Annotated in this window: 19 protein-coding genes; 11 read left to right on the top strand and 8 right to left on the bottom strand. The window is 74.2% G+C overall.

Going from position 1 to position 21,718, the window contains the following annotated elements:
• Nucleotides 1–67 precede the first annotated feature (67 nt).
• Both AB0A97_RS02820 and AB0A97_RS02815 read left to right on the top strand, forming a co-directional pair.
• Nucleotides 68–1,774, top strand: a complete 1,707-nt coding sequence (locus AB0A97_RS02820; RefSeq protein ID WP_361143513.1) for an ABC transporter ATP-binding protein — start codon at nt 68–70, stop codon at nt 1,772–1,774.
• Nucleotides 1,767–3,554, top strand: coding sequence for an ABC transporter ATP-binding protein (locus AB0A97_RS02815; protein WP_361143511.1), 1,788 nt, complete (start codon nt 1,767–1,769; stop codon nt 3,552–3,554). The genes AB0A97_RS02820 and AB0A97_RS02815 overlap by 8 nt, the downstream gene beginning before the upstream one ends.
• A gap of 84 nt (nt 3,555–3,638) precedes the next feature.
• On the opposite strand, the gene AB0A97_RS02810 is transcribed toward AB0A97_RS02815, so the two are convergent.
• Nucleotides 3,639–4,256 (bottom strand): response regulator transcription factor, encoded by a 618-nt coding sequence (locus AB0A97_RS02810; RefSeq protein ID WP_361143508.1) that lies wholly within the window; start codon nt 4,254–4,256, stop codon nt 3,639–3,641.
• A 178-nt stretch (nt 4,257–4,434) separates the two neighbouring features.
• Entirely contained in the window at nt 4,435–5,067 is a 633-nt protein-coding gene (locus AB0A97_RS02805; protein ID WP_361143505.1) for a TetR family transcriptional regulator, read from the bottom strand.
• 283 nt (nt 5,068–5,350) lie between these two features.
• Here AB0A97_RS02805 and AB0A97_RS02800 point away from each other — a divergent pair, with 283 nt between their 5' ends.
• The 3 genes from AB0A97_RS02800 to AB0A97_RS02790 all read left to right on the top strand — a co-directional run bounded on the left by AB0A97_RS02800 (nt 5,351) and on the right by AB0A97_RS02790 (nt 8,745).
• Entirely contained in the window at nt 5,351–6,763 is a 1,413-nt protein-coding gene (locus AB0A97_RS02800; RefSeq protein ID WP_361143502.1) for a glycosyltransferase family 4 protein, read from the top strand.
• A 123-nt stretch (nt 6,764–6,886) separates the two neighbouring features.
• On the top strand, nt 6,887–7,678 hold the full coding sequence (locus tag AB0A97_RS02795; protein WP_361143499.1) for a class I SAM-dependent methyltransferase: 792 nt from the start codon (nt 6,887–6,889) through the stop codon (nt 7,676–7,678).
• A complete protein-coding gene (locus AB0A97_RS02790; protein WP_361143496.1) occupies nt 7,675–8,745 on the top strand; it encodes a prenyltransferase in 1,071 nt (356 codons plus the stop codon). Before AB0A97_RS02795 ends, AB0A97_RS02790 begins: the two co-directional genes overlap by 4 nt.
• Nucleotides 8,746–8,779: 34 nt before the next feature.
• Here AB0A97_RS02790 and AB0A97_RS02785 read toward each other — a convergent pair whose 3' ends face one another.
• The gene (locus AB0A97_RS02785; RefSeq protein WP_361143494.1) at nt 8,780–9,079 is read right to left on the bottom strand and encodes a hypothetical protein; all 300 of its coding nucleotides are present in this window, start codon (nt 9,077–9,079) and stop codon (nt 8,780–8,782) included.
• 108 nt (nt 9,080–9,187) lie between these two features.
• Here AB0A97_RS02785 and AB0A97_RS02780 point away from each other — a divergent pair, with 108 nt between their 5' ends.
• Nucleotides 9,188–9,991 (top strand): maleylpyruvate isomerase N-terminal domain-containing protein, encoded by an 804-nt coding sequence (locus AB0A97_RS02780; protein WP_361143491.1) that lies wholly within the window; start codon nt 9,188–9,190, stop codon nt 9,989–9,991.
• Between the two features lie 246 nt (nt 9,992–10,237).
• Here AB0A97_RS02780 and AB0A97_RS02775 read toward each other — a convergent pair whose 3' ends face one another.
• The 4 genes from AB0A97_RS02775 to AB0A97_RS02760 all read right to left on the bottom strand — a co-directional run bounded on the left by AB0A97_RS02775 (nt 10,238) and on the right by AB0A97_RS02760 (nt 14,127).
• Nucleotides 10,238–11,248: an LLM class F420-dependent oxidoreductase gene (locus AB0A97_RS02775; protein ID WP_361143488.1), complete on the bottom strand. Its 1,011-nt coding sequence runs from the start codon at nt 11,246–11,248 to the stop codon at nt 10,238–10,240.
• A 180-nt stretch (nt 11,249–11,428) separates the two neighbouring features.
• Nucleotides 11,429–12,286 carry a DUF5336 domain-containing protein gene (locus AB0A97_RS02770; protein ID WP_361143485.1) on the bottom strand — a complete coding sequence of 286 codons (858 nt, stop codon included), beginning with the start codon at nt 12,284–12,286 and terminating at the stop codon, nt 11,429–11,431.
• Between the two features lie 176 nt (nt 12,287–12,462).
• Nucleotides 12,463–13,455 carry an N-acetylmuramoyl-L-alanine amidase gene (locus tag AB0A97_RS02765; protein ID WP_361143482.1) on the bottom strand — a complete coding sequence of 331 codons (993 nt, stop codon included), beginning with the start codon at nt 13,453–13,455 and terminating at the stop codon, nt 12,463–12,465.
• A 21-nt stretch (nt 13,456–13,476) separates the two neighbouring features.
• Nucleotides 13,477–14,127 (bottom strand): class I SAM-dependent methyltransferase, encoded by a 651-nt coding sequence (locus tag AB0A97_RS02760; RefSeq protein ID WP_361143479.1) that lies wholly within the window; start codon nt 14,125–14,127, stop codon nt 13,477–13,479.
• 413 nt (nt 14,128–14,540) lie between these two features.
• Between AB0A97_RS02760 and AB0A97_RS02755 the strand changes: the two genes are divergently transcribed.
• From AB0A97_RS02755 to gcvH, 5 genes are all read left to right on the top strand, one after another.
• A complete protein-coding gene (locus AB0A97_RS02755) occupies nt 14,541–16,796 on the top strand; it encodes an acyl-CoA dehydrogenase (protein WP_361143476.1) in 2,256 nt (751 codons plus the stop codon).
• A gap of 54 nt (nt 16,797–16,850) precedes the next feature.
• Entirely contained in the window at nt 16,851–18,047 is a 1,197-nt protein-coding gene (locus tag AB0A97_RS02750; RefSeq protein ID WP_361143473.1) for a lipid-transfer protein, read from the top strand.
• A gap of 223 nt (nt 18,048–18,270) precedes the next feature.
• Nucleotides 18,271–19,707, top strand: a complete 1,437-nt coding sequence (locus AB0A97_RS02745) for an MFS transporter (protein ID WP_361143471.1) — start codon at nt 18,271–18,273, stop codon at nt 19,705–19,707.
• Nucleotides 19,700–20,500 (top strand): SDR family oxidoreductase, encoded by an 801-nt coding sequence (locus AB0A97_RS02740; protein WP_361143468.1) that lies wholly within the window; start codon nt 19,700–19,702, stop codon nt 20,498–20,500. Before AB0A97_RS02745 ends, AB0A97_RS02740 begins: the two co-directional genes overlap by 8 nt.
• Before the next feature lie 131 nt (nt 20,501–20,631).
• On the top strand, nt 20,632–21,027 hold the full coding sequence (gene gcvH, locus AB0A97_RS02735; protein ID WP_361143464.1) for a glycine cleavage system protein GcvH: 396 nt from the start codon (nt 20,632–20,634) through the stop codon (nt 21,025–21,027).
• Between the two features lie 15 nt (nt 21,028–21,042).
• Here the strand turns inward: gcvH and AB0A97_RS02730 are convergent, their stop codons facing one another.
• Nucleotides 21,043–21,654 (bottom strand): response regulator transcription factor, encoded by a 612-nt coding sequence (locus AB0A97_RS02730; protein ID WP_361143462.1) that lies wholly within the window; start codon nt 21,652–21,654, stop codon nt 21,043–21,045.
• Nucleotides 21,655–21,718: the final 64 nt, after the last annotated feature.

Genomic DNA, 21,718 nt, shown 5'->3' with positions numbered 1-21,718 from the left:
CGGGACTTGTGATCCGGACGTGCGTGCGGCCCCTGCGCGGGCCGCACGCACACCCCGTCGAGAGGCTGTGACCGTGACCCCCGCCGACCGGCTGCTGGCCGGCGCCCTGCGCCACAGTGCCCTGCGCGCCACCGCGCTCCTGCTGCTCACCGCCGCATCGGCCGGCCTCGGCCTGGCCCTGCCCGCCGCCCTCGGGCGCACCCTCGACCTGCTGCTCGACCACCGCCCCGCGGCCGGCTGGCTCACCCTCTGCGCGGCCCTGACCTGTCTGATCGTCCTGCTGGACGCTCTCGACGGGCTGCTCACCGGCACCACCGACGCCCGCGGCACCGCCTGGATACGCCGCCGCCTGACCCACCATCTGCTCGCCGCCGGACCGCGCGCCACCGAGCGGTACGGGACCGGCGACCTGGTCACCCGCGTCGTCGGCAACGCCACGCACGCCGGTACCGCGCCCACCGCCCTCGCCGCCTCCGTCGCCGCCGTCATCACGCCGGTCGGCGCGCTGGCCGCCCTCGCGCTGGTGGACGTGTGGACCGCCGTCGCCTTCCTTCTCGGCATGCCGCTGCTGGCCCTCCTGCTGCGCGCGTTCGCGCGCGACACCGGCGACTGCGTCGGGCGGTACCAGGAGAGCCAGGGCGACATGGCCGGACGCCTGGTCGAAGCGGTCGGCGGCGCCCGTACCATCGCCGCCGCCGGCACCCAGCGCCGCGAAGCCGCCCGCATCCTCGCCCCGCTGCCCGGCCTGGCCCGGCACGGGCACCGCATGTGGCACGTCCTGGGACGGTCCACGGCCCAGGCCGCCATGCTCGTACCGCTGCTCCAGATCGCCGTGCTGTGCGTGGCGGGTGTCCGGCTGTCACAGGGCGCGCTGACCGTCGGCGCGCTGCTCGCGGCCTCCCGCTACGCGGCGCTGGCCACCGGCGTCGGCCAGATCGTCGGCCGGCTGAACAGCCTGGTGCACGCCCGCGCCGCCGCCCGGCGCATCGCGGAGGCCCTGGCGGTCCCCGCGATGCCCTACGGGAGGCGGCAGCTCGGCACGGGCGACGGCACGCTGAAGCTGCACGGCGTGACCGTGCGGCGCGGTGACCGCGCCGTGCTGCGCGGCCTGGACCTCACCGTGCCCGGCGGCACCTCGCTCGCCGTCGTCGGCCGCTCCGGCACCGGCAAGTCCGTGCTGGCCGCCGTCGCCGGACGGCTGGCCGACCCCGACTCCGGAATGATCACCCTCGACGACGTACCGCTGCGCGACCTGTCGCACGACGCCCTGCGCCGCGCGGTCGGCTACGCCTTCGAACGCCCGGCGCTCCTCGGCACCACCCTCCGCGACACGCTGACGCTCGGCTCGTACGCCCCCGGGCGCGAGGAGGTGGAGGCCGCCGCCGAAGCCGCCTGCGCCGCGCCGTTCATCCACCGGCTGCCCGACGGCTACGCGACCCCGTGCGCCGACGCCCCGCTGTCCGGCGGCGAGACGCAGCGCCTCGGCCTGGCCCGCGCCTTCGCGCACGCCGAGCGGCTGCTCGTCCTCGACGACGCCACCTCCAGCCTGGACACCGTCACCGAACTGAACGTCACCCGCGCCCTGCTGCACGACGTCAAGGCCGCCACCCGGATGGTCATCGCGCACCGCGCCGCCACCGCCGCCCGCGCCGACCTGGTGGCCTGGCTCGACGACGGGCGGATTCGCGCCCTTGCGCCGCACGTCGAACTGTGGGAGCTGCCCGCGTACCGGGCGCTGTTCGCCTCGGCCCCGAAGGAGCCCGCGCATGTCTGAAGCCCAGCGGCAGGGGGTCGTCCCGGGGGCCCCGCTGCGGCGGTCCGGGCTGCGCTTCCTCAAGCGGCGGCGTACGGTCCTGGCCCGGCTCGCGGGGTGGTCGCTGGTCGAGTCCGGGCAGACGTTCCTGTTCGGGTTCGCGCTCGCGCACGCCATCGACGACGGGTTCCTGCGCGGCAGCCCCGTCGTCGGCGCCGCCTGGCTGGCCGCCGCGGCGGTCTGCGTCGGCGCCGGCGCGTACGGCACGGCCCGGGTCTACGGGGCCGTGGCCGACCTGGTGGAACCGCTGCGCGACACCCTGGTGCGCAAGGTCGTCGCCCGCGGGCTGTACGCCCCGGACGGCGCGGCGGTCTCCCGGCTCACCCACCAGGTCGAGATCGCCCGCGACACCTTCGCCGGACTGGTGCTGGTGTCCCGCTCGTTCGTCTTCGTCACCGCCGGCGCGCTGGTCGGCCTGTGCTCGCTCGCGCCCGTACTCCTGCTGCTGGTGGTGCCGCCGCTGGTGCTCGGCCTGGCGCTGTTCGCCGGGGCGCTGCGGCCGATGGCCCGGCGGCAGGAGACGTTCCTCGCCGCGGACGAGGCCATCGCCACGGAGACCGGTACGGCGGTCGGCGGGCTGCGCGACATCACCGCGGCCGGCGCGGAGCGGACCGTGGCCGCCGCGGCGGGCGAACGCTTCGACGCCGAACTGCGGGCGTCCCGCGCCCTGGCCCGCTGGAGCGTGAGCCGGGTGCTCGCCCTCGGCATCAGCGGCCGGCTGCCCATCGTCCTGCTGCTGCTCGCCGCGCCCTGGCTGCTCGACCGCGGGGTGACGCCCGGCGCGCTGGTGGGCGCCCTCGCGTACCTCACACAGTCGCTGCTGCCCGCGCTGCAGAGCCTGATGCACGGACTCGGTACGGCCGGCACCCGCCTGGGTGTGGTGCTGCGCCGCCTCACCGCCGAACCGGCCACCGGCGCGGCGGACGCCGGGCCGCACCGTACGCCCCGCGACGGGTACGCCGTCGAACTCGCCGGTGTGACCTTCGCGTACGGCCCGCACGCCGACCCGGTCGTGCGCAACCTGGACCTGACCGTGCCGGCCGGCGGGCACCTGGCCGTCGTCGGCCCGAGCGGCATCGGCAAGTCCACCCTCGCCGCGCTGGTCGCGGGCATGCTGGAGCCCGGCAGCGGCGAGGTCCGCCGCCCCGCCACCGCGGACCGGGTGCTCGTACCGCAGGAGGCGTACGTCTTCTCCGGCACCGTACGGGAGAACCTGGCCTACCTGTGTCCCGGCGGCCGGGTCCCGGACGCCGACCTCCTGGCGGCCGCCGCCGAGCTCGGCGCGGGCGCGCTGCTGGCACGCCTGGGCGGGCCGGACGCCACGCTCGTCCCCGCCGAACTGTCCGCGGGGGAGCGTCAGTTGCTCGCGCTGGTGCGCGCCTACCTCGCGCCGGCGTCGCTGGTGGTCCTGGACGAGGCGACCTGCCACCTGGACCCGGAGGCCGAGGCCCGCGCCGAACGTGCCTTCGCGGCCCGGCCCGGCGGCACGCTGATCGTCGTCGCGCACCGCATCAGTTCGGCGCTGCGGGCCGGCCGGGTGCTGGTGATGGACGGTACGCACGTCCGTACGGGACGGCACGGCGAGCTGCTGCGGCGGTCCGCGCTCTACCGCGAGCTGGCGGGCGGGTGGGCCCACGAGGAGCCCCCGGCCGCCGCGCCGACAGGGGGTGCCCGCTGGGCCGGGGCCGGGGCCGCGACGCCTGGCACGGCACCTCGCGGCGTCGCCGAAACGCCCCGATAGCTCCGCTGTCAGGACGCTCCGGCGCCTCGCGACGCACCGCGCCGGACTCCGCGGCGTGTCCGCCCCTGTTCCATCGGGCACCCCCTACAGCCAGCCCTCGCCGCGCGAGATGCGGATGGCGTCGACGCGGTTGCGGGCACCCGTCTTGCGGGTGATGGCGGACATGTAGTTGCGCACGGTCCCGGCCGACAGGTGCAGGACGCCGGCGATCTCGGAGACCGAGGAGCCCTCGGCGGCCAGTGACAGCACGCTCAGTTCCCGGCGGGTCAGCGGGATGTCGGCGGCCTGCAGGAAGCCGAAGCCCAGCGATCCGTCGATGAACCGTTTCCCCGCCGCCACCTGCCGTATCCCGGTGGTCAGCTGCACCGGTGAGGCCTCCTTGTCGACGTATCCGAGGGCCTCCGCCTCGAACGCCCGGCGCAGCGGGCCCGGCCGGTGTGCCGAGCCCAGCACCAGCAGGGCCGGTGATTTCCCCGGGCCTTTCCCTTTCGCGAGTTTGGATAACTTGCGCAATATGCCTGACCCGGTGGGCTCCGGGCTCTCCGCGTCCACCACACAGACGTCGGGGCGCACGGCGCGCACCCGTTCCGCCGCGTCACGGGTGGTGGCGGCGGAGACGTCGATGTCGTTCTCCCGGTCGAGCACCTCTGCCAATGCCCACCGGAACAGACAGATGTCATGCACGAGTAGCACCCGGATCACTGCAGTCCCCCTCCAAGACCCCGCGTACCGGCACCGTTGCGAGTACCCGGAATTCATACCGGCAATGCCGCTGTCATGGACCCGGAGAATTGGCCAAGCGGAGGCGTGGGGGCGCGCGTTGGGGGAGTGCGCGCCCCGAATGCGCCACGTCAGGGGTTACCCGTTCGTAGCCTTTACGTCAGGCGCGGGGCTGCGGCGCGGTGAGGTCGATGAGCCGGCAGACGGTCTCGATGTCGATCTTCACCTGGGCGATCGAGGCGCGCCCGGAGAGCCAGGTGATCAGCGCCGAGTGCCAGGTGTGCTCGATGACCCGGACGGCGGAGAGCTGCTCCGGCGTCGGCGCGCCGTCCAGCCCCATCGCGTCCAGGATGATCGCGGTGGTGAGCCGGGAGACGGTGTCCACCTCCGGGCTGACCGAGCGGTCGGCGAACGTCAGGGCGCGCACCATCGCGTCCGCCAGCTGCGGCTCGCGCTGGAGCGCCCGGAAGGCCCGCATCAGGGTCTGCGCCACCCGGGCGCCCGGCTCCCGCTCCGTCGGCGGGCGCTTGCGCAGCGTCTCGTGCATGTGCTGCAACTGGTCCTGCATGGTCGCCACGAGCAGGTGCACCTTGGAGGGGAAGTACCGGTAGAGGGTGCCGAGCGCCACGTCCGACGACTCGGCGACCTCGCGCATCTGCACGGCGTCGAACCCGCCGCGGCCCGCCAGCCGGGCACTGGCGTGCAGGATGCGGCGGCGCCGGGCCTCCTGACGTGCGGTCAGGGGCGGACTGGGAGGGAGTGCCGCTCCGGCCGCTGTGGAGTCCGTAGTCATATGTCCCATTCCGTGACAGTCCGTCCGCGGTGCGGCGCGTACCGGTCCTGCGATCGGCACAGCATGGCAGGGGCGCAGGTGGTGGCGCGAATCACCTGGTGCGGCTCTTTCCGCCGGGTTTCCGGCCGGTAGATTCGAAGCTCCTTGAACTGATCAGTAGCCTGCCGGCCGCCGTGGCCCGCGGGTGCCGCCGGCCGGCCGCGGCCGAACCGTACTGAAACTTGTTCTAGATTAGCGCCAGCGGTTACGCTCCGGCGAAAGTCCAGCGAGAAGGGGGCCGAGAGTGTCCGCCGAGGCCGTCCAGGCAGCCGCGCAGCACCCCGCCGAGGCCCCCGCCGCCTCCGCCGGGCCGGACGGCGACCGCCCCCTGCGCATCGCCCTGCTGACCTACAAGGGCAACCCGTTCTGCGGTGGTCAGGGCGTCTACGTCCGCCACCTCTCCCGCGAACTGGCCTGCCTCGGCCACACCGTCGAAGTGATCGGCGCCCAGCCGTACCCGGTCCTCGACGACGCGGACACCGTCCGGACGGAGTCCGGGGGCGGCGTCACCCTCACCGAACTGCCCAGCCTCGACCTCTACCGGCAGCCCGACCCCTTCCGCACGCCGAAGCGCGGCGAGTACCGGGACTGGATCGACGCCGTCGAGGTCGGCACCATGTGGACCGGCGGCTTCCCCGAACCGCTCACCTTCTCCCTGCGCGCCCGCCGCCACCTCGCCGCCCGCCGCGGCGACTTCGACGTCGTGCACGACAACCAGACCCTCGGCTACGGCCTGCTCGGCGACCTCGGCGCGCCCCTGGTCACCACCATCCACCACCCCATCACCGTCGACCGGCAGCTCGACCTCGACGCCGCCGACGGCTGGAAGCGGCGCGCCTCGGTCCGCCGCTGGTACGGCTTCACCCGGATGCAGAAGCGCGTCGCCCGCCGTCTGCCGTCGGTGCTGACCGTCTCCGGCTCCTCCCGCCAGGAGATCGTGGACCACCTCGGCGTACGGGACGGCCGGATCCACGTCGTGCACATCGGCGCCGACACCGACCTCTTCTCGCCGGATCCGTCGGTCCCCGAGATCCCCGGCCGCATCGTCACCACCTCCAGCGCCGACGTCCCCCTCAAGGGCCTCGTCCACCTGGTCGAAGCCCTCGCCAAGGTCCGTACCGGCAACCCGCGGGCCCACCTGGTGGTCGTCGGCAAGCGCGCCGACGACGGCCCGGTGGCCGCCGCCATCGCCCGGCACGGCCTCGGCGACGCCATCGAATTCGTCAAGGGCATCAGCGACACCGAACTCGTGGACCTGGTCCGCGGCGCCCAGATCGCCTGCGTCCCGTCCCTCTACGAAGGCTTCTCGCTGCCCGCCGCCGAAGCCATGGCCACCGGTACGCCGCTGCTGGCCACCACCGGCGGCGCCATCCCCGAGGTCGCCGGGCCGGACGGCGAGACCTGTCTGTCCGTACCGCCCGGCGACGCGGACGCGCTGGCCGCCGGGCTGACCCGGCTGCTGGACGACGACCACCTGCGCCGCCGGCTCGGCGCCGCCGGACGCGAACGCGTCCTCGCCCGCTTCACCTGGCGCCAGGCCGCCATCGGCACCGCCGAGCGCTACCGGGAGGCCATCGCCCTGCAGAACCCGCGCGGGCGCGCCGCACGCACCCGCCGCGCCATCGCGTCCGCCCCGGCCCCCGCAGGCCGCGCCTGATGCGGCCCGGACGGGCACCGACCACCACCGTCACGACCACCACCGTCACGACCACCGCCAGGACCCGCCGCCGCCGGGCTTAACCCGCCCCGGCTTCCCCCCCAGGACGAAAGCAGAGAGCCCTTGCTGACCGTCGACTTTTCCCGATTCCCGCTGGCGCAGGGCGACCGCGTCCTGGACCTGGGCTGTGGCGCGGGCCGGCACGCCTTCGAGTGCTACCGGCGCGGCGCGCAGGTCGTGGCGCTCGACCAGAACGCCGAGGAGATCCGCGAGGTCGCCAAGTGGTTCGCCGCGATGAAGGAGGCCGGGGAGGCCCCCGCGGGCGCCACCGCCACCGCCATGGAGGGCGACGCGCTGGCCCTGCCGTTCCCCGACGAGAGCTTCGACGTCGTCATCATCTCCGAGGTCATGGAGCACATCCCCGACGACAAGGGGGTGCTCGCCGAGATGGTGCGGGTGCTGCGGCCCGGCGGGCGGATCGCGGTGACCGTCCCGCGCTACGGTCCGGAGAAGGTCTGCTGGGCGCTGAGCGACGCGTACCACGAGGTCGAGGGCGGCCACATCCGCATCTACAAGGCCGACGAACTCCTCGGCAAGATGCGCGAGGCGGGCCTGAAGCCGTACGGCACCCACCACGCGCACGGGCTGCACAGCCCCTACTGGTGGCTCAAGTGCGCCTTCGGCGTCGACAACGACCAGGCGCTGCCGGTCAAGGCGTACCACAAGCTGCTGGTCTGGGACATCATGAAGAAGCCGCTGGCCACGCGGATGGCCGAGCAGCTGCTCAACCCGGTCATCGGCAAGAGCTTCGTCGCGTACGCCACCAAGCCGCACCTGCCGGCCCAGGCCGCCGGCCCGACCGCCGGGGACGCCGCCGCTGCTACCGACGCTGCCGCCGCCGGGGCCGCCAAGTGACCACACCAGGACGTACCGAACGCCTGGTCCTGCCCGGAGTGCTGACCGCCGAACAGGCGGCCCGCACGGTCGCCGGCATCCTGGCGGCCCAGCGCGAGGACGGCGCCATCACCTGGTTCCGCGGCCACCACCTCGACCCGTGGGACCACACCGAGGCCGCCATGGCCCTGGACGCGGCCGGTGAGCACGAGCGCGCCGAGGCCGCGTACGACTGGCTGGCCCGGCACCAGAACCCGGACGGCTCCTGGTACGCGGCCTACGCCGACGGGGACGCCGCCGCCCCCACCGACCGCGGCCGCGAGACCAACTTCTGCGCGTACCTCGCCGTCGGCGTCTGGCACCACTACCTGTCCACCGGCGACGACACCTTCGTCGACCGCATGTGGCCCGCCGTGTACGCGGCCATCGAGTTCGTCCTGGAACTCCAGCAGCCCGGCGGCGAGATCGGCTGGAAGCGCGAGGACGACGGCACACCCGTCACCGACGCCCTGCTGACCGGCTCCTCCTCGGTCTACCAGGCCCTGCGCTGCGCCCTCGCCCTCGCCGAACAGCGCGAAGAGCCCCAGCCCGACTGGGAACTGGCCCTCGGGCGGCTCGGCCACGCCGTCCGGCACCACCCCGAACGCTTCCTCGACAAGGCGCGCTACTCCATGGACTGGTACTACCCGGTCCTCGGCGGCGCCCTGCGCGGCACCGCCGCCAAGGACCGCATCGAGTCCGCCTGGGAAGACTTCGTGGTCCCCGGCCTCGGCGTGCGCTGCGTCCTGCCCAACCCGTGGGTCACCGGCGGCGAGAGCGCCGAACTGGCCCTGGCGCTCTGGGCGATGGGCGAGTCCGACCGCGCCGTGCAGATCCTCAAGTGGGTCCAGCACCTGCGCGCCGACAACGGCATGTACTGGACCGGCTACGTCTTCGACGACGACGCGGTCTGGCCCGAGGAGCAGACCTCCTGGACGGCCGGATCGATGTTGCTGGCCGTGGCCGCGCTGGGGGGAGACGAGGCCACCACCGCCGTCTTCGGCGGCGAACGCCTGCCGACGGGGCTGGACCCCGACTGCTGCGCCTGACGGGTACGGAGGGGCGCCCCGGGGCCGCCCCTCCTCACCGCTCGATCCGCCGGATACGGGCGGCCAGCGCGTGGCCGACGAACAGGTACACGAGCGCGGGCAGCCCGTAGTTCAGCAGCGTCCGCAGCCAGTCGGCGTCGAAGGTGAAGAGGTTGTAGGACCAGCCCGCCAGCCACCGCGCCGCGCCCTGGACGAAGTGCACCAGGTCGTTGGCGCGGTTCGCGTCGAGCAGGTACATCGCGATCCACAGGCCGAGGATGACGGCCATGACGTCCGCGACGACGGTGACGGCCGTGGCCGCGTGACTGCTTCCGTACCGGTGTCTCCTGGACATGACCCCCGGGTAGCCGCGCCGACCCGTGATAAACAACTCCCCGCTCCGCGCCCTCCGTTCCACAATAAACGGAGGCATCCACCGCTCTCAGCCGCTACTGTGCGGTCCATGACGACCATGAACGGAACACTCGACCACGACCGCTACTGTGCCGAAGTCCTCGTGGAGAGCGACCGGTTCCGGCAGACCATCCGGGGCGCCGACCTGAAGGCGACCGTACCGACCTGCCCGGACTGGACCCTGGAAGACCTCGTCCGGCACGTCGGTGGCGCCTACCGCTGGGCCGCCATGACCGTACGGACCCGGGCCACCGAGATGGTGGCCTACGAGGCGGTCCCGGAGGGCCGAGGCCCGTCCGCCGACGACCCGGCGGCCCTGGACGCCTGGCTCGACGAAGGCGCACGGCTGGCCGCCGGGGCGATGCGCGAGGCGGGCCCCGACGCGCCGGTCTGGGCCTGGGCCCCGGGGCAGCCCTCCGGCTTCTGGCCCCGCCGGATGACCCACGAGACGATCGTCCACCGGGCGGACGCGGCCGCCACCACGGGCGCCGCCTTCCCCCTCGACCCGGAGGTGGCCGCCGACACCATAGAGGAGTGGTCGCAGCTGATGTGCCTGCTCCCCACCCTCCGGCCCGACCACCCGCTCACCACCCTCCTCGGCGGCGACCGCACCCTCCGCCTGCACGCGACCGACACCCCGCCCGGCGCCCCCGCCGACTGGCTCCTCGACTTCACCGGCACCGCCCCCGCCTACCGCCACTCCACCGAACCGGCCACCACCACCCTCCAGGGCCCCGCCGCCGATCTCCTCCGCGTCTACTACCGCCGCCTCCCGGTCGACACACCGGGCATCGAGGTCACGGGGGACCGGGCGTTCCTGGAGGAGTGGCTGGGGATGGCGGTGTTCGGCTGATGTGACGGGCGCTGGCCGCCTCGTGTCAGGCGGTGTGCGGGACGAAGGACAGTGACATCTCGTCCGGGTCGACGGACAGATCGAGCTGCGCATCGAGGGCGCCCGTCAGCCGGCGCAGCGACGGCAGCGTCGGCACGGTGCCGCCCCCTCGATCCGCTCGGTCTCGTCCTCGGCGAGCCCTGTCCGGCGGGTCGGCTGACCCACCGACAACCCGATTCACCCGCTCGTGTGTGGCGTGCGGTGGGGTCAGCCGTTCAGCTCCGCCAGTACCCGCAGTGTCTTCAGGTCGGGGGCCGTGACGAGGAGGTCCGTCACCGGGCCCTCGCGCCAGGCGGTGAGGCGGTCGGCCAGGCGGGGGCGGGGGCCGACGAGGGAGATGTCGTCGGCGAAGGTGTCGGGGACGGCGTGGACGGCCTCGTCGCGGCGGCCCTGGAGGAAGAGGTCCTGGACGCGGTGGGCCGCTTCCTCGTGGCCCATGCGGGACATCAGGTCCGCGTGGAAGTTGCGGGAGGCGTGGCCCATGCCGCCGATGTAGAAGGCGAGCATGGCCTTGACCGGGAGCAGGCCCTCGGCCACGTCGTCGCAGAGCCGGGCGCGGGCCATCGGGGCGACGAGGAAGCCCTCAGGGGCGTCGGCGAGGGACGCCTCGTAGGCGTCGGTGCGGTACGGGGACCAGTACAGCGGGAGCCAGCCGTCGGCGATGCGCGTGGTCTGGGCGATGTTCTTGGGGCCCTCGGCACCGAGGAGGACGGGGAGGCCGGAGCGGCGGGGGTGGGTGATGGGCTTGAGGGGCTTGCCGAGGCCGGTGCTGTCGGGGCCGCGGTAGGGGAGCGGGTGGAAGCGGCCGTCGAGGGTGACCGGGGCCTCCCGGCGCAGCACCTGGCGGACGATGTCCACGTATTCGCGGGTGGCGGTGAGCGGACTCGCGGGGAACGGGCGGCCGTACCAGCCCTCGACCACCTGCGGCCCCGAGAGGCCGAGTCCGAGCAGCATCCGGCCGCCGGACAGGTGGTCCAGGGTGAGGGCCTGCATCGCGGTGGCGGTGGGGGTGCGGGCGGCCATCTGGGCGATGGCGGTGCCCAGCCTGACCCGGGTGGTGCGGGCGGCGATCCAGGTGAGGGTGGTGAAGGCGTCGGAACCCCAGGCTTCCGCGGTCCACACGGAGTCGTAGCCCAGCCGTTCGGCCTCCTGGGCGAGCTCGACGTGCCGGGGGTCGGGGCCGCGGCCCCAGTAGCCGAGTGCCAGGCCGAGTCGCATGATGAGCCCCTTCTGGGACGGACTGGGAGGGACACGGAGCCAGGTGACGGGTGGTCAGGTCCGGTGGGCGGTCGGAGCACTGTATGAGGGGCGAGGGGCGAAAGGAAGGGCGGATACGGCGACGGCCCCTCACCCGGAAGGAACGGGGGAGGGGCCGTGCGGTGCGGGCGGCGGCCGGTGTCAGCCGCGCTGGATGCCGGTCGTGTCCTGGAGGACGCCGCGGCGCCCGTCCTGCGTCTGCGCGATGAGCGCCTGGCCCCGCTGGTCCACGGCGAGGTACCACGTACCGGGCGCCAGTTCGGCGATCGGCGTGGGCGCGCCGTCCTCGCCGTACAGCGGGCGCGCCACCGGCACCGCGAACCAGAACGGCGCGAAGTCCGCGGCGGGCGCGGGCTGCTGCGCGGCGGCCGGGGAGGGCTGCTGCCCGCCGTACGACTGCGGGCCGGGCTGGGCCTGCCCCGGCTGCGGCTGGCCCTGGCCGGGCTGCTGGACGCCCGGGTAGCCGTACCCGCCGTGGCCCGGCTGCTGCTGGTGGGCGCCGGGGTAGCCGTACCCCTGGCCCGGAGCGGCGCCGTACGGGGACGGGGTCTGCGGCCGCGGGGCCGGGACGAGGCCGGCCTTCAGGGCCGGTACCAGCGGGGTGGCCACGGCCGCGGCGGCCAGGACGAGCGCGGCGATCAGGCCGAGGATCAGGCCGGCGCCCGCGCCACTGCTGTTGACCGTCGTCCAGAAGGCGAACCAGGCGACGAACACGGTCCACGCGACGCCGAACTGCCCGAGGTCGAGCCCCGCGACCTTCAGCGGCTGCGGCAGGGCGCGGGCCACCACGATCAGGGCGGCGGCGATCACGCCGGCCAGGAACATGCCCATCAGCAGGGACAGCGAGTCCCAGGCGTTCGTGGACGTGATCTTCGGGCAGAAGCTGCCGGTGCAGTCGGATCCGTCGTACGAGCTGATGTCGAGAAACGAGGCGATGAACAGCAACACCGCTGCTCCGATCACCACGCCGTCGCCTCTAGTGAGGGAGCGGATGTTCACGTAAGGGTCCTTTGTCGGTTCCGGTGTTCTGGTCTTCGCTGTCGCTGCCGTAAGCGCTGGTGGGCGCGTGGCGAGGCACGGGGTGGCCCCCCATCGTAAGGGGGAACCTACCGCCGGATCCTGTGGGCCGTCTTGTCGGTATCGGTCAGGTATCGAGTCGGTATCGGCGTCGGCCGCTACCGGGTCAGGAACCCCGTAATGCCCTCGGCGATCCCGCGGGCCGCCTTTTCCCGCCATTGCGGATCGGTCAATTGCGCGGCGTCCTTCGGATCGCGCATATTGCCGCACTCCAGGAACACCTTGGGAATGCTGGAGAGGTTGAGGCCGCCGAGGTCGGACCGGACGACCAACCCGGTCCCGCCGCCCAGGTAATTGGCGGGCGCGCTCCCGGTGGCCGCCACGAAGCGGCCCGCCAGCCGTTCGCCGAGCTGCCGGGACGGGCCGACGATGGCGGAGGTGTCCGCCGCGCCCGCGGTGACCCGCGCGGGCAGGATCACGTGGAAGCCGCGGTTGCCGTCGCCCGCCCCGTCGGCGTGCACGGACACCGCGGCGTCGGCCTTCGCCTCGTTCCCGGCGCGGGCCCGCTCGTCCACGCACGGGCCGTACGGGCGGTCGCCGTCCTGGGTGAAGACGACCTTCGCGCCCTCCGCCTGGAGGAGGGTACGGGCGCGTCGCGCCACGTCGAGGGTGAAGGACGCCTCGGCGTAGCCGTCGTTGGTGGAGGTGCCGGTGGTGTCGCACTCCTTGCGGGCGTTGCCGACGTCCACCTGGCGGGCGATCTCGCGGGTGTGGTCGCGGTTGTGGGGGTTGTGGCCGGGGTCGAGGAGGACGACCTTGCCCTGGAGCCGGGCTCCGGCGCGGCCGCCGGGCCCGGCCTGGTCCCCCTTGCCGTCCCGGTCTCCGTCCGTTCCGTCGCCGCCGTCCGTTCTGTCCGCTCCGCCGTCGCCGGGGGTGCCGTCCTCGCCGTGTGCGCCGTCCGTGCCGGGCCGGCCGTCGGGGGAGGCCGGGCTCGCGGCGGGCAGGGCCTTGGGCGGCTTGTCGCCGCCGTGCCCGCTCGCGGACCGCCAGATCAGCCAGCCCGCCGCGCAGGCGGCCAGCAGTGCGGCCAGGACGACGACGAGGGTGCCGCCGAAACGGCGGCGCGGGGGGAATGTACTGCCGTTCGTCACATCGCGATCGTAGTGGCGGGGTCAGTGCCCTTCGCCGGTACGACGCAGTACGTGCAGCGATCCGTGCACCGACATTTCGGTGAAGGCGCCGGATTCCAGGGCGCGCCGGTAGACGCGGTACGGGGCCTGGCCGCCGTCCGCCGGGTCGGCGAAGACGTCGTGGATGACGAGCAGCCCGCCGGGCGCGACGTGCGGCGCCCAGCCCTCGTAGTCGGCGGTGGCGTGCTCGTCGGTGTGGCCGCCGTCGATGAAGACCAGGCCGACGGGGGTGTTCCAGAGCGCGGCGACCTGCGGGGAGCGGCCCACCAGGGCGACGACGTGGTCCTCCAGCCCGGCCGCGTACAGCGTGCGGCGGAAGGCGGGCAGGGTGTCCATCAGGCCCACCTCGGGGTCGACCACGGTCGGGTCGTGGTACTCCCAGCCGGGCTGCTGCTCCTCGCTGCCGCGGTGGTGGTCGACGGTGACGGCCGTCACGCCCGCCGCGCGCGCGGCGTCGGCGAGCAGAATCGTGGAGCGCCCGCAATAGGTGCCGACCTCGACGAGCGGCATCCCCAGTGCCGCGGCCTCACCGGCGGCTTCGTAAAGGGCCAGTCCTTCGTCGACCGGCATGAACCCTTTTGCCGCCTCGAATGCGGCGAGTATCTCCGGCTTGGGGGTGTTCGCGGCGGCCATGGGGATTCCTCCTCGGTCGTACGGTCACCGGAGTACGGCGGTGACTCATAACGACGGATCGTACGTGCCGGTAATGCGCGGGACGGTCGGGTGGGCGGGCGTTCGGTGGCGTGCCGGGGAAGACGGGTGGCGGGGCGGCGGGACGGTGGGGAATGGGGCGGTGAATTCCGGAGTACGGGAATGCGGAGGTGTTGCAGGCCGCGGGGAATCCGGTGGTGCGGGAGTTCGGCGGCCGGGTGGTGCCGGGTGCCGTGCGGCCGCTGGTGCCGTGCGGCGGTGGCGCTGCCCGGACGGCGGCGCCGTACGGCCGGCCGTACGGCCCGAGGCAGGGCCGACCGGCCCACCCGGGACGGGCCCTTCCCGTGCCCGACCTGACCTACCGTCAGTTTGAAACGTGTTCTAGTCTGCCCGGCATGGGCATCGGAATCACACCGGAGCAAGGGGAGCTGGCCGAGGCGGTACGGGGCTGGGCGGCCCGGGCCGTGCCTCCGGAGGAGGTGCGCAAGCTGCTCGACGCCGGGCCCGGCCGGCGCGGGCGCCCCGCGTACTGGGACGGGCTCGCCGAGATGGGCCTGCTCGGGCCGCACCTGCCGGCGGAGTACGGCGGTGGCGGCGGCGAACTGCTCGACCTCACCGTCGTGTTGGAGGAGGCCGGCCGTGCCACGCTGCCCGGCCCGTACCTGCCCAGCGTGCTCACCTCCGAGCTGCTGCTGCGCGGCGGCGCCCCCGACCTGGCGCGCGCACTGGCCACCGGTGAACGCATCGGTGCCGTCGCACTCGGCGCGGGCACGCTCCGCGCGGCCGGGACGGCGGGCGGGTATGTGCTGGACGGCACCGCCCCGCCCGTCCTCGGCGGCGGCGACGCCGACCTGATCGTCCTGGCGGCGGAACCGGCGGAACCGGCGGAACCGGCGGAAGCGTCGGCACCGGCCGGCACCCCGGACGCGGTCGCCCCGCCGCCCCGCACCCTCTGGCTCGCCGTCGACGCCGACACGCTCTCCGTACAGGTGCCGTCCGCCGCCGACCCGACCCGCCCCGCCGCGCGCGTGTCGGCCGAGGGCGTCACGGTCCCGGCCGCCCGGGTGCTGGACATCGACTCCGCCCTCGTACGGGACCTGGCCGCGACGCTGTTCGCGGCCGAGGCGTGCGGTACGGCGGACCGGGCCCTGCACACCGCCGCCGAGCACGCCCGCGTACGCGAGCAGTTCGGGCGGCCGATCGGCCAGTTCCAGGCGGTCAAGCACCTCTGCGCGGACATGCTCGTACGCGTCGAGCAGGCCCGCGCCCTGGCGTGGGACGCGGCGCGCGCGGCGGACGAGGCCCCGCCGGTCCGTGGCATGGTCGCCGCGCTGGCCGCCGCCACCGCCCTGGACGCCGCCTTCTCCTGCGCCAAGGACTGCATCCAGATCCTCGGCGGCATCGGCTTCACCTGGGAGCACGACGCGCACCTGTACCTGCGGCGGGCGACCGTGGCCCGCCAACTGCTGGGCGCCGGCGCGGAGCACCGGCTGCGGGCGGCCGGGTACGGCGCCGGAGGCGCCCGGCGCGAGCTGCGCACGGACCTGCCGGCGGAGCGGTCGCGGGAGGCGGCCCGGTACCGCGAGCAGGCCCGTGCGGTGATCGCGAAGGTGCGCGGCCTGGACCCCGGAGCCGTACGGCGCGAGCTGGCGCCCACCGGGTACGCGGCGCCGCATCTGCCCGCCCCGTACGGTCTGGGCGCCGGCCCCGTACAGCAACTGGCCGTCCAGCGGGAACTGCGGGACGCGGGGGTCCGGGTCAGCGACCTGGGGATCGCCACCTGGGTGGTGCCCTCCCTGATCACCTACGGGACGCCGGAGCAGAAGGAGCGCCACCTGCTGCCGACGCTCCGCGGCGACCGGCTGTGGTGCCAGCTCTTCTCCGAGCCGGAGGCCGGGTCCGACCTGGCGGCCCTGCGGACCCGGGCCGAGCGGGTGGACGGCGGCTGGCGGGTCAACGGCCAGAAGGTGTGGACGTCGGCGGCCCAGTGGGCGGGGTACGGCATCCTGCTCGCCCGGACGTCCCCGGAGGCGCCGAAGCACCAGGGCCTGACCTTCTTCCTGGTCGACATGTCGGCACCCGGCATCGAGGTGCGGCCGCTGCGGGAGATCACCGGTGACGCGCTCTTCAGCGAGGTGTACTTCGACGACGTCCTGCTGCCGGCCGACGCGGTGGTGGGCGAGGTGGACGACGGCTGGAAGGTGGCCCGGCACACCCTCGGCAACGAGCGCGTCCACATGGCCGACCAGGTGACCTTCGGCACCGGCCTGGAGGCGCTGATCGAGCGGACCGCAGGGCTGGACGGCGCGGTCCGCGAGCGGGTGGGCGCGCTGGCCGCCGAGGCGCACGCGCTGGCCTGCATCGGGCTGCGCACCACCCTCCAGCAGGTGGCGGGCCGGGAACCGGGCGCCGGTGCCAGCATCCGCAAGCTGGTGCAGACCGCGCACCAGCAGAAGGTCGCCGAGCTGGCCCTCGAACTCCTCGGCCCGGAGGGCGCGACGGGCGAGGGCGAAGCGGAACGCGCCCTGCACGGCTTCCTGATGTCGCGCTGCCTGACGATCGCGGGCGGTACGACGCAGGTGCAGCTCAACGTCGTCGCGGAGCGGCTGCTCGGCCTGCCCAGGGACCCGGAGCCGCGCCCGCTGATCTGAGCCCGGGTGCCCGGACACCAGGGCCCCGGGGACGCTCCGAGGAGGAGGACGGACATGGCCGGCAAGGCGTACATCATCGGCGTGGGGATGACGAGGTTCGAGAAGCCGGAAACCCGCGACCGGCAGTACCGGGACATGGCCGGGGAAGCGGGCGGCACGGCCCTCGCCGACGCGGGAATTCCGTACAGCGCCGTGGAACAGGCATCGGTCGGCTACTGCTACCAGGCATCCACGGCCGGCCAGCGCGCCGTCTACGAACTGGGCCTGACCGGCATCCCCGTCTACAACGTCAACAACAACTGCGCGACCGGCGCCACCGCGCTGATGATGGCCCGGCAGTTCGTGGCCTCCGGCCTCAACGACTGCGTACTGGCCCTCGGCTTCGAGAAGATGAAACGCGGCGCGCTCGGCGGCGGCGCGGACAGCGGTGACTTCGCGGCCTCCCCGGTGGCCCGCCACTACGGCGTGATGGCCGCGGCCCACGGCTTCGGGACGACCCCGCCCACCGCCCAGATCTTCGGCAACGCCGCACGCGAGCACATGGACCGGTACGGCACCACCGAACGGCAGCTCGCCGCGGTCGGCGCCAAGAACCACCGGCACTCGGCGGACAACCCGAACGCCCAGTTCCAGGACGTGTACACGATCGAGGAGATCCTCGCCGCCCGGACCGTCCACCGGCCGCTGACCAAGCTCCAGTGCTCACCGACCTCGGACGGCTCGGCCGCCGTCGTCGTCGCCTCCGAACGGTTCGTCCGCGAACGCGGCCTGGCCGGCCGGGCGGTGGAGATCGCCGGGCAGGCCATGACGACGGACACGCGGGACAGCTTCGCCTCCGGGTCCTGCATCGACGTCGTCGGCCGCCCGATGTCCCGGGCGGCCGCCCGGCAGGCGTACGAGGCGAGCGGCCTCGGCATCGAGGACGTGGACGTGATCGAGCTGCACGACTGCTTCTCGGTCAACGAACTGCTGACGTACGAGGCGCTCGGCATGTGCGCCGACGGCGGGTCCGGCAAGCTGGCCGAGGACGGTGCCACGGCCCACGGCGGCCAGTGGGTGGTCAACCCGTCCGGCGGCCTCATCTCCAAGGGCCACCCGCTCGGCGCAACCGGCCTGGCCCAGGCCGCCGAGCTGGTGTGGCAGCTACGCGGAACGGCGGGCGCCCGTCAGGTGCCCGGCGCGCGCGTCGGCCTCGCGCACAACATCGGGCTGGGCGGCGCGGCGGTGGTCACGTTGCTGCGGAAGGGGTGAGGGCCCGGCCGGCCGTGGCGGGGGCGGCCGGGGCCGCCGGGGCGCCGACGCCCGCGTACCGCCGCGCCCGGCCCGGGGCCTCCGGTCCGGCCCCGCGACCTTCGGCCCGGACCAGGTGACCTTCGCCCCGGCCCTGCGCCCTTCGTCCTGGTCCCGCCGACCGGCCACTCCCGGTCCGATAATCCGATGCCACTGACGCGTGCCAGGTGCAACTATGGAGACCATGCCCCCGACAGCCACCCCCGCCACGCTGCCCGGAAACGCCCGCCGCACCCCGCCCGTCTGGCTGGTGACGCTGCTGGTCTGTGCCGGGCAGTTCCTCGTCGTCCTCGATGTCTCGGTCGTCAATGTCGCGCTGCCGAGCATGCGCGCCGGCCTCGGGCTCAGCGAGCTGGGACTGCAATGGGTGGTCAACGCCTACGTGATCACCTTCGCCGGGTTCATGCTGCTCGGCGGCCGGGTGGCCGACCTCTTCGGGCGCAAGCGGATATTCGTCGTGGGGCTCACCCTCTTCACCGTCGCCAGCCTGGCGGGCGGCCTGGCGCAGGAGCCGTGGCAGTTGATCGCGGCCCGTGCGGTCCAGGGCGTCGGCGCCGCGGTGCTCTCCCCGGCCACGCTCACCATCCTGACCACCGCGTTCCCCGCGGGCCCGGCCCGGACCCGGGCCATCGCCACCTGGACCGCGGTCGGCGCGGGCGGCGGCGCCGTCGGCGGCCTGGTCGGCGGTGTGCTGACGGAGTACCTCACCTGGCGCTGGGTGCTGCTGATCAACGTGCCGGTCGGCGCGCTCGTGCTGGCCGGGGCGCTGCTGTGGCTCACCGAGAGCCGGCGCGGCGAGGGACGGCGGCTCGACGTCCCGGGCGCCCTGCTGGTGACGGCGGGCCTGGCCCTGGTGGCGTACGGCATCGTGCAGACCGAGTCGGACGGCTGGACCTCCGCGAGCGCGCTGCTGCCGCTCGCCGCCGGTCTGCTGGTACTCCTCGCCTTCGTGGCCGTCGAAGCCCGTACGAAGGCGCCGCTGATGCCGCTCACGCTCTTCCGGCTGCGCTCGGTGTACGCGGCGAACGGCGCCATGGTGCTGGCCGGCGCCGCGATGTTCTCCATGTGGTACTTCCTCTCCCTCTACGTGCAGAACGTCCTCGGCTACACGCCCCTCGAAGCCGGCCTCTCCTTCATCCCGCACTCGCTGAGCATCGTGCTGGGCTCCAAGATCGCGCCGCGTCTGATGAACCGGGCGGGCGCCAAGACGCTGGCCGTCGCGGGCGCGCTGATCTCCGCCGCGGGCATGTTCTGGCAGGGGCAGATGGACGCCGACGGCACCTACCTCGGCACACTGCTCGGCCCCGGCGTCCTGATGGCCTTCGGCGCGGGCCTGACCGCCACCCCGATCGCCTCCATCGCCACCTCCGGCGCCGCGGTCTCCGACCAGGGCCTGGTCTCCGGCCTGATCAACACCTCGCGGCAGATGGGCGGCGCGCTCGGCCTGTCGATCCTGTCCACGGTCGCCGCCACCCGCATCGCGGCGGGCCACGGCGGCCGGGCCGCGATGGCCGGCGGATACGGCCTCGCCTTCCAGGTCGGCACGGTCATCCTGCTGGCGAGCGTGCTCCTGATGGTCCTCGCCCTGCCCCGTCGACCCGAGGACGCCCACCATGACTGAGCCCGCACCCGCACCCGCGCCCGTCCCCGAGTTCCCCGCCACCGGCCGTCGCGTCCTGGTCAGCGGCGCCTCGCGCGGCCTCGGCCGGGCCGTCGCCCACGCCTTCGCCGAGAACGGCGACCGGGTCGCGGTGCACTACGGATCGCGGCGCGCGGACGCCGAGCGGACCCTCGCGGAGCTGCCCGGCAGCGGCCATGTGCTGCTCGGCGCCGACCTGACCGACCCGTCCGGTGCCGCCGCGCTGACCGGGGCGGCCGTCGAGGCGCTCGGCGGCCTCGACGTCCTGGTCAACAACGCCGCCGTCAACACCCCGCACCCGCCCGCCAGTACCCCGTACGACGCGTGGGCCGCCGCCTGGCGGCAGCACGTCACCGTCAACCTGCTCGGCACGGCCCACCTCAGCCACGGCGCGGCCCAGGCGATGATCGCGCAGGGCACCGGCGGCCGGATCGTCAACGTCGGCTCCCGCGGGGCCTTCCGCGGTGAGCCCGACCACCCCGCCTACGGCGCCACCAAGGCCGCCGTGCACGCCCTCGGCCAGTCGCTGGCCGTCGCCCTCGCCCCGTACGGCATCGCGGTGGCCTCCGTCGCCCCCGGCTTCATCGACACGGAGCGGGTCGCCCACCGCCTGACCGGCGCCGAGGGCGCGGCGATCCGCACCCAGAGCCCGTTCGGCCGCGTCGCCGTCCCGGAGGAGGTCGCGGCCGCCGTACGGTGGCTGGCGTCCCCGGAGGCGCAGTGGAGCTCGGGCGCGGTGCTGGACCTGAACGGGGCGTCGTACCTGCGGACGTGACCGGCCGCACCCGGGTACGTGCCCGCGCGTACCCGCGAAGGTGCCCGCCCGCCCCGGGCCCCGGCCGCCGGACGTCCCTTCCCCCGCCGGAAGCCTTCCCTCCGCCCGGGGGCGGTGGCACCGTCCGCGGCATGGCGAACATCCCCGCGGATCTTTCGTACACCAAGGACCACGAGTGGGTCCGGGTCAGAGGCGATCAGGTCACCGTCGGCATCACCGACCACGCGCAGCGGCAGTTGGGCGACATCGTCTATGCCGAACTGCCCAAGCAGGGCGAGCGGTTCGAGGCGGGTGACGCGTTCGGCTCGCTGGAGTCGGTCAAGGCCGTCACCGAGGTCTACGTACCGCTGACCGGCACGGTCCTCGTGGTCAACGACACCGTCAACGACGCCCCTGAGCAGATCAACGACGAGCCGTACGGCGGGGGCTGGCTGGCCGTCCTGCGCCTGTCCCGGCCCGCCGAACTCGACGGCCTGCTGGACGCCAAGGGGTACGAGAGCTACCTCCAGGAGGGCACGGGGAGCTGACGGCCCGGCGCGGCGCTACAGCCAGCCGTTCTGGCGGGCGGTGCGCGCCGCCTCCATACGGTTGCGCGTACCGGTCTTGCCGATGGCACCGGAGAGGTAGTTGCGCACCGTCGCCTGCGACAGGTGCAGCTTTCCCGCGATGTCGGCGACGGTCGCCCCGTCCACGGACGCGGTCAGCACGTCGCGCTCACGCGGGGTCAGCGGATTGGGCCCCGCGCTGAGCGCGGCGGCGGCCAGCCCCGGATCGATGACCCGCTCCCCGGCCAGCACCCGCCGGATCGCCGCCGCCAGCTCCTCCACCGGCCCGTCCTTGACGAGGAAACCGGAGGCGCCCGCCTCCATCGCCCGCCGCAGGTACCCGGGCCGGCCGAACGTCGTCACGATCAGCACCTTGCAGGACGGCAGCGCCTCCCGCAGCTCCGCCGCCGCGTCCAGCCCGCTGCGGCCCGGCAGCTCGATGTCCAGCAGCGCGATGTCCGGCCGCGCCTCCAGGGCCGTCCGCACGATCTCGTCCCCGGCCGACACCTGGGCGACGACCTCCATGTCGTCCTCCAGACCGAGCAGCAGCGCGAGCGCGCCCCGCATCATTCCCTGATCCTCGGCCAGCAGGACTCTTACGCAGCTCATGGCACCAGGGTAGAGCGCCGCGACACCATCCGAACGGGTGGTGTGGTGGTCAGGAGGCGAGGTA

Source organism: Streptomyces sp. NPDC045470 (assembly GCF_040646595.1).
Taxonomy (GTDB): Bacteria; Actinomycetota; Actinomycetes; order Streptomycetales; family Streptomycetaceae; genus Streptomyces.
This window is presented reverse-complemented; position numbering and strand designations above follow the sequence as displayed.

Excerpts from the sequence above, each read along its gene's own strand:
- AB0A97_RS02815 (WP_361143511.1), top strand. The coding sequence starts at position 1,767 with ATGTCTGAAGCCCAGCGGCAGGGGGTCGTCCCGGGGGCCCCGCTGCGG.
- AB0A97_RS02805 (WP_361143505.1), bottom strand. The coding sequence starts at position 5,067 with ATGACTACGGACTCCACAGCGGCCGGAGCGGCACTCCCTCCCAGTCCG.
- AB0A97_RS02785 (WP_361143494.1), bottom strand. The coding sequence starts at position 9,079 with ATGTCCAGGAGACACCGGTACGGAAGCAGTCACGCGGCCACGGCCGTC.
- AB0A97_RS02780 (WP_361143491.1), top strand. The coding sequence starts at position 9,188 with ATGACGACCATGAACGGAACACTCGACCACGACCGCTACTGTGCCGAA.
- AB0A97_RS02775 (WP_361143488.1), bottom strand. The coding sequence starts at position 11,248 with ATGCGACTCGGCCTGGCACTCGGCTACTGGGGCCGCGGCCCCGACCCC.
- AB0A97_RS02760 (WP_361143479.1), bottom strand. The coding sequence starts at position 14,127 with ATGGCCGCCGCGAACACCCCCAAGCCGGAGATACTCGCCGCATTCGAG.
- AB0A97_RS02755 (WP_361143476.1), top strand. The coding sequence starts at position 14,541 with ATGGGCATCGGAATCACACCGGAGCAAGGGGAGCTGGCCGAGGCGGTA.
- AB0A97_RS02750 (WP_361143473.1), top strand. The coding sequence starts at position 16,851 with ATGGCCGGCAAGGCGTACATCATCGGCGTGGGGATGACGAGGTTCGAG.
- AB0A97_RS02745 (WP_361143471.1), top strand. The coding sequence starts at position 18,271 with ATGCCCCCGACAGCCACCCCCGCCACGCTGCCCGGAAACGCCCGCCGC.
- AB0A97_RS02740 (WP_361143468.1), top strand. The coding sequence starts at position 19,700 with ATGACTGAGCCCGCACCCGCACCCGCGCCCGTCCCCGAGTTCCCCGCC.
- gcvH (WP_361143464.1), top strand. The coding sequence starts at position 20,632 with ATGGCGAACATCCCCGCGGATCTTTCGTACACCAAGGACCACGAGTGG.
- AB0A97_RS02730 (WP_361143462.1), bottom strand. The coding sequence starts at position 21,654 with ATGAGCTGCGTAAGAGTCCTGCTGGCCGAGGATCAGGGAATGATGCGG.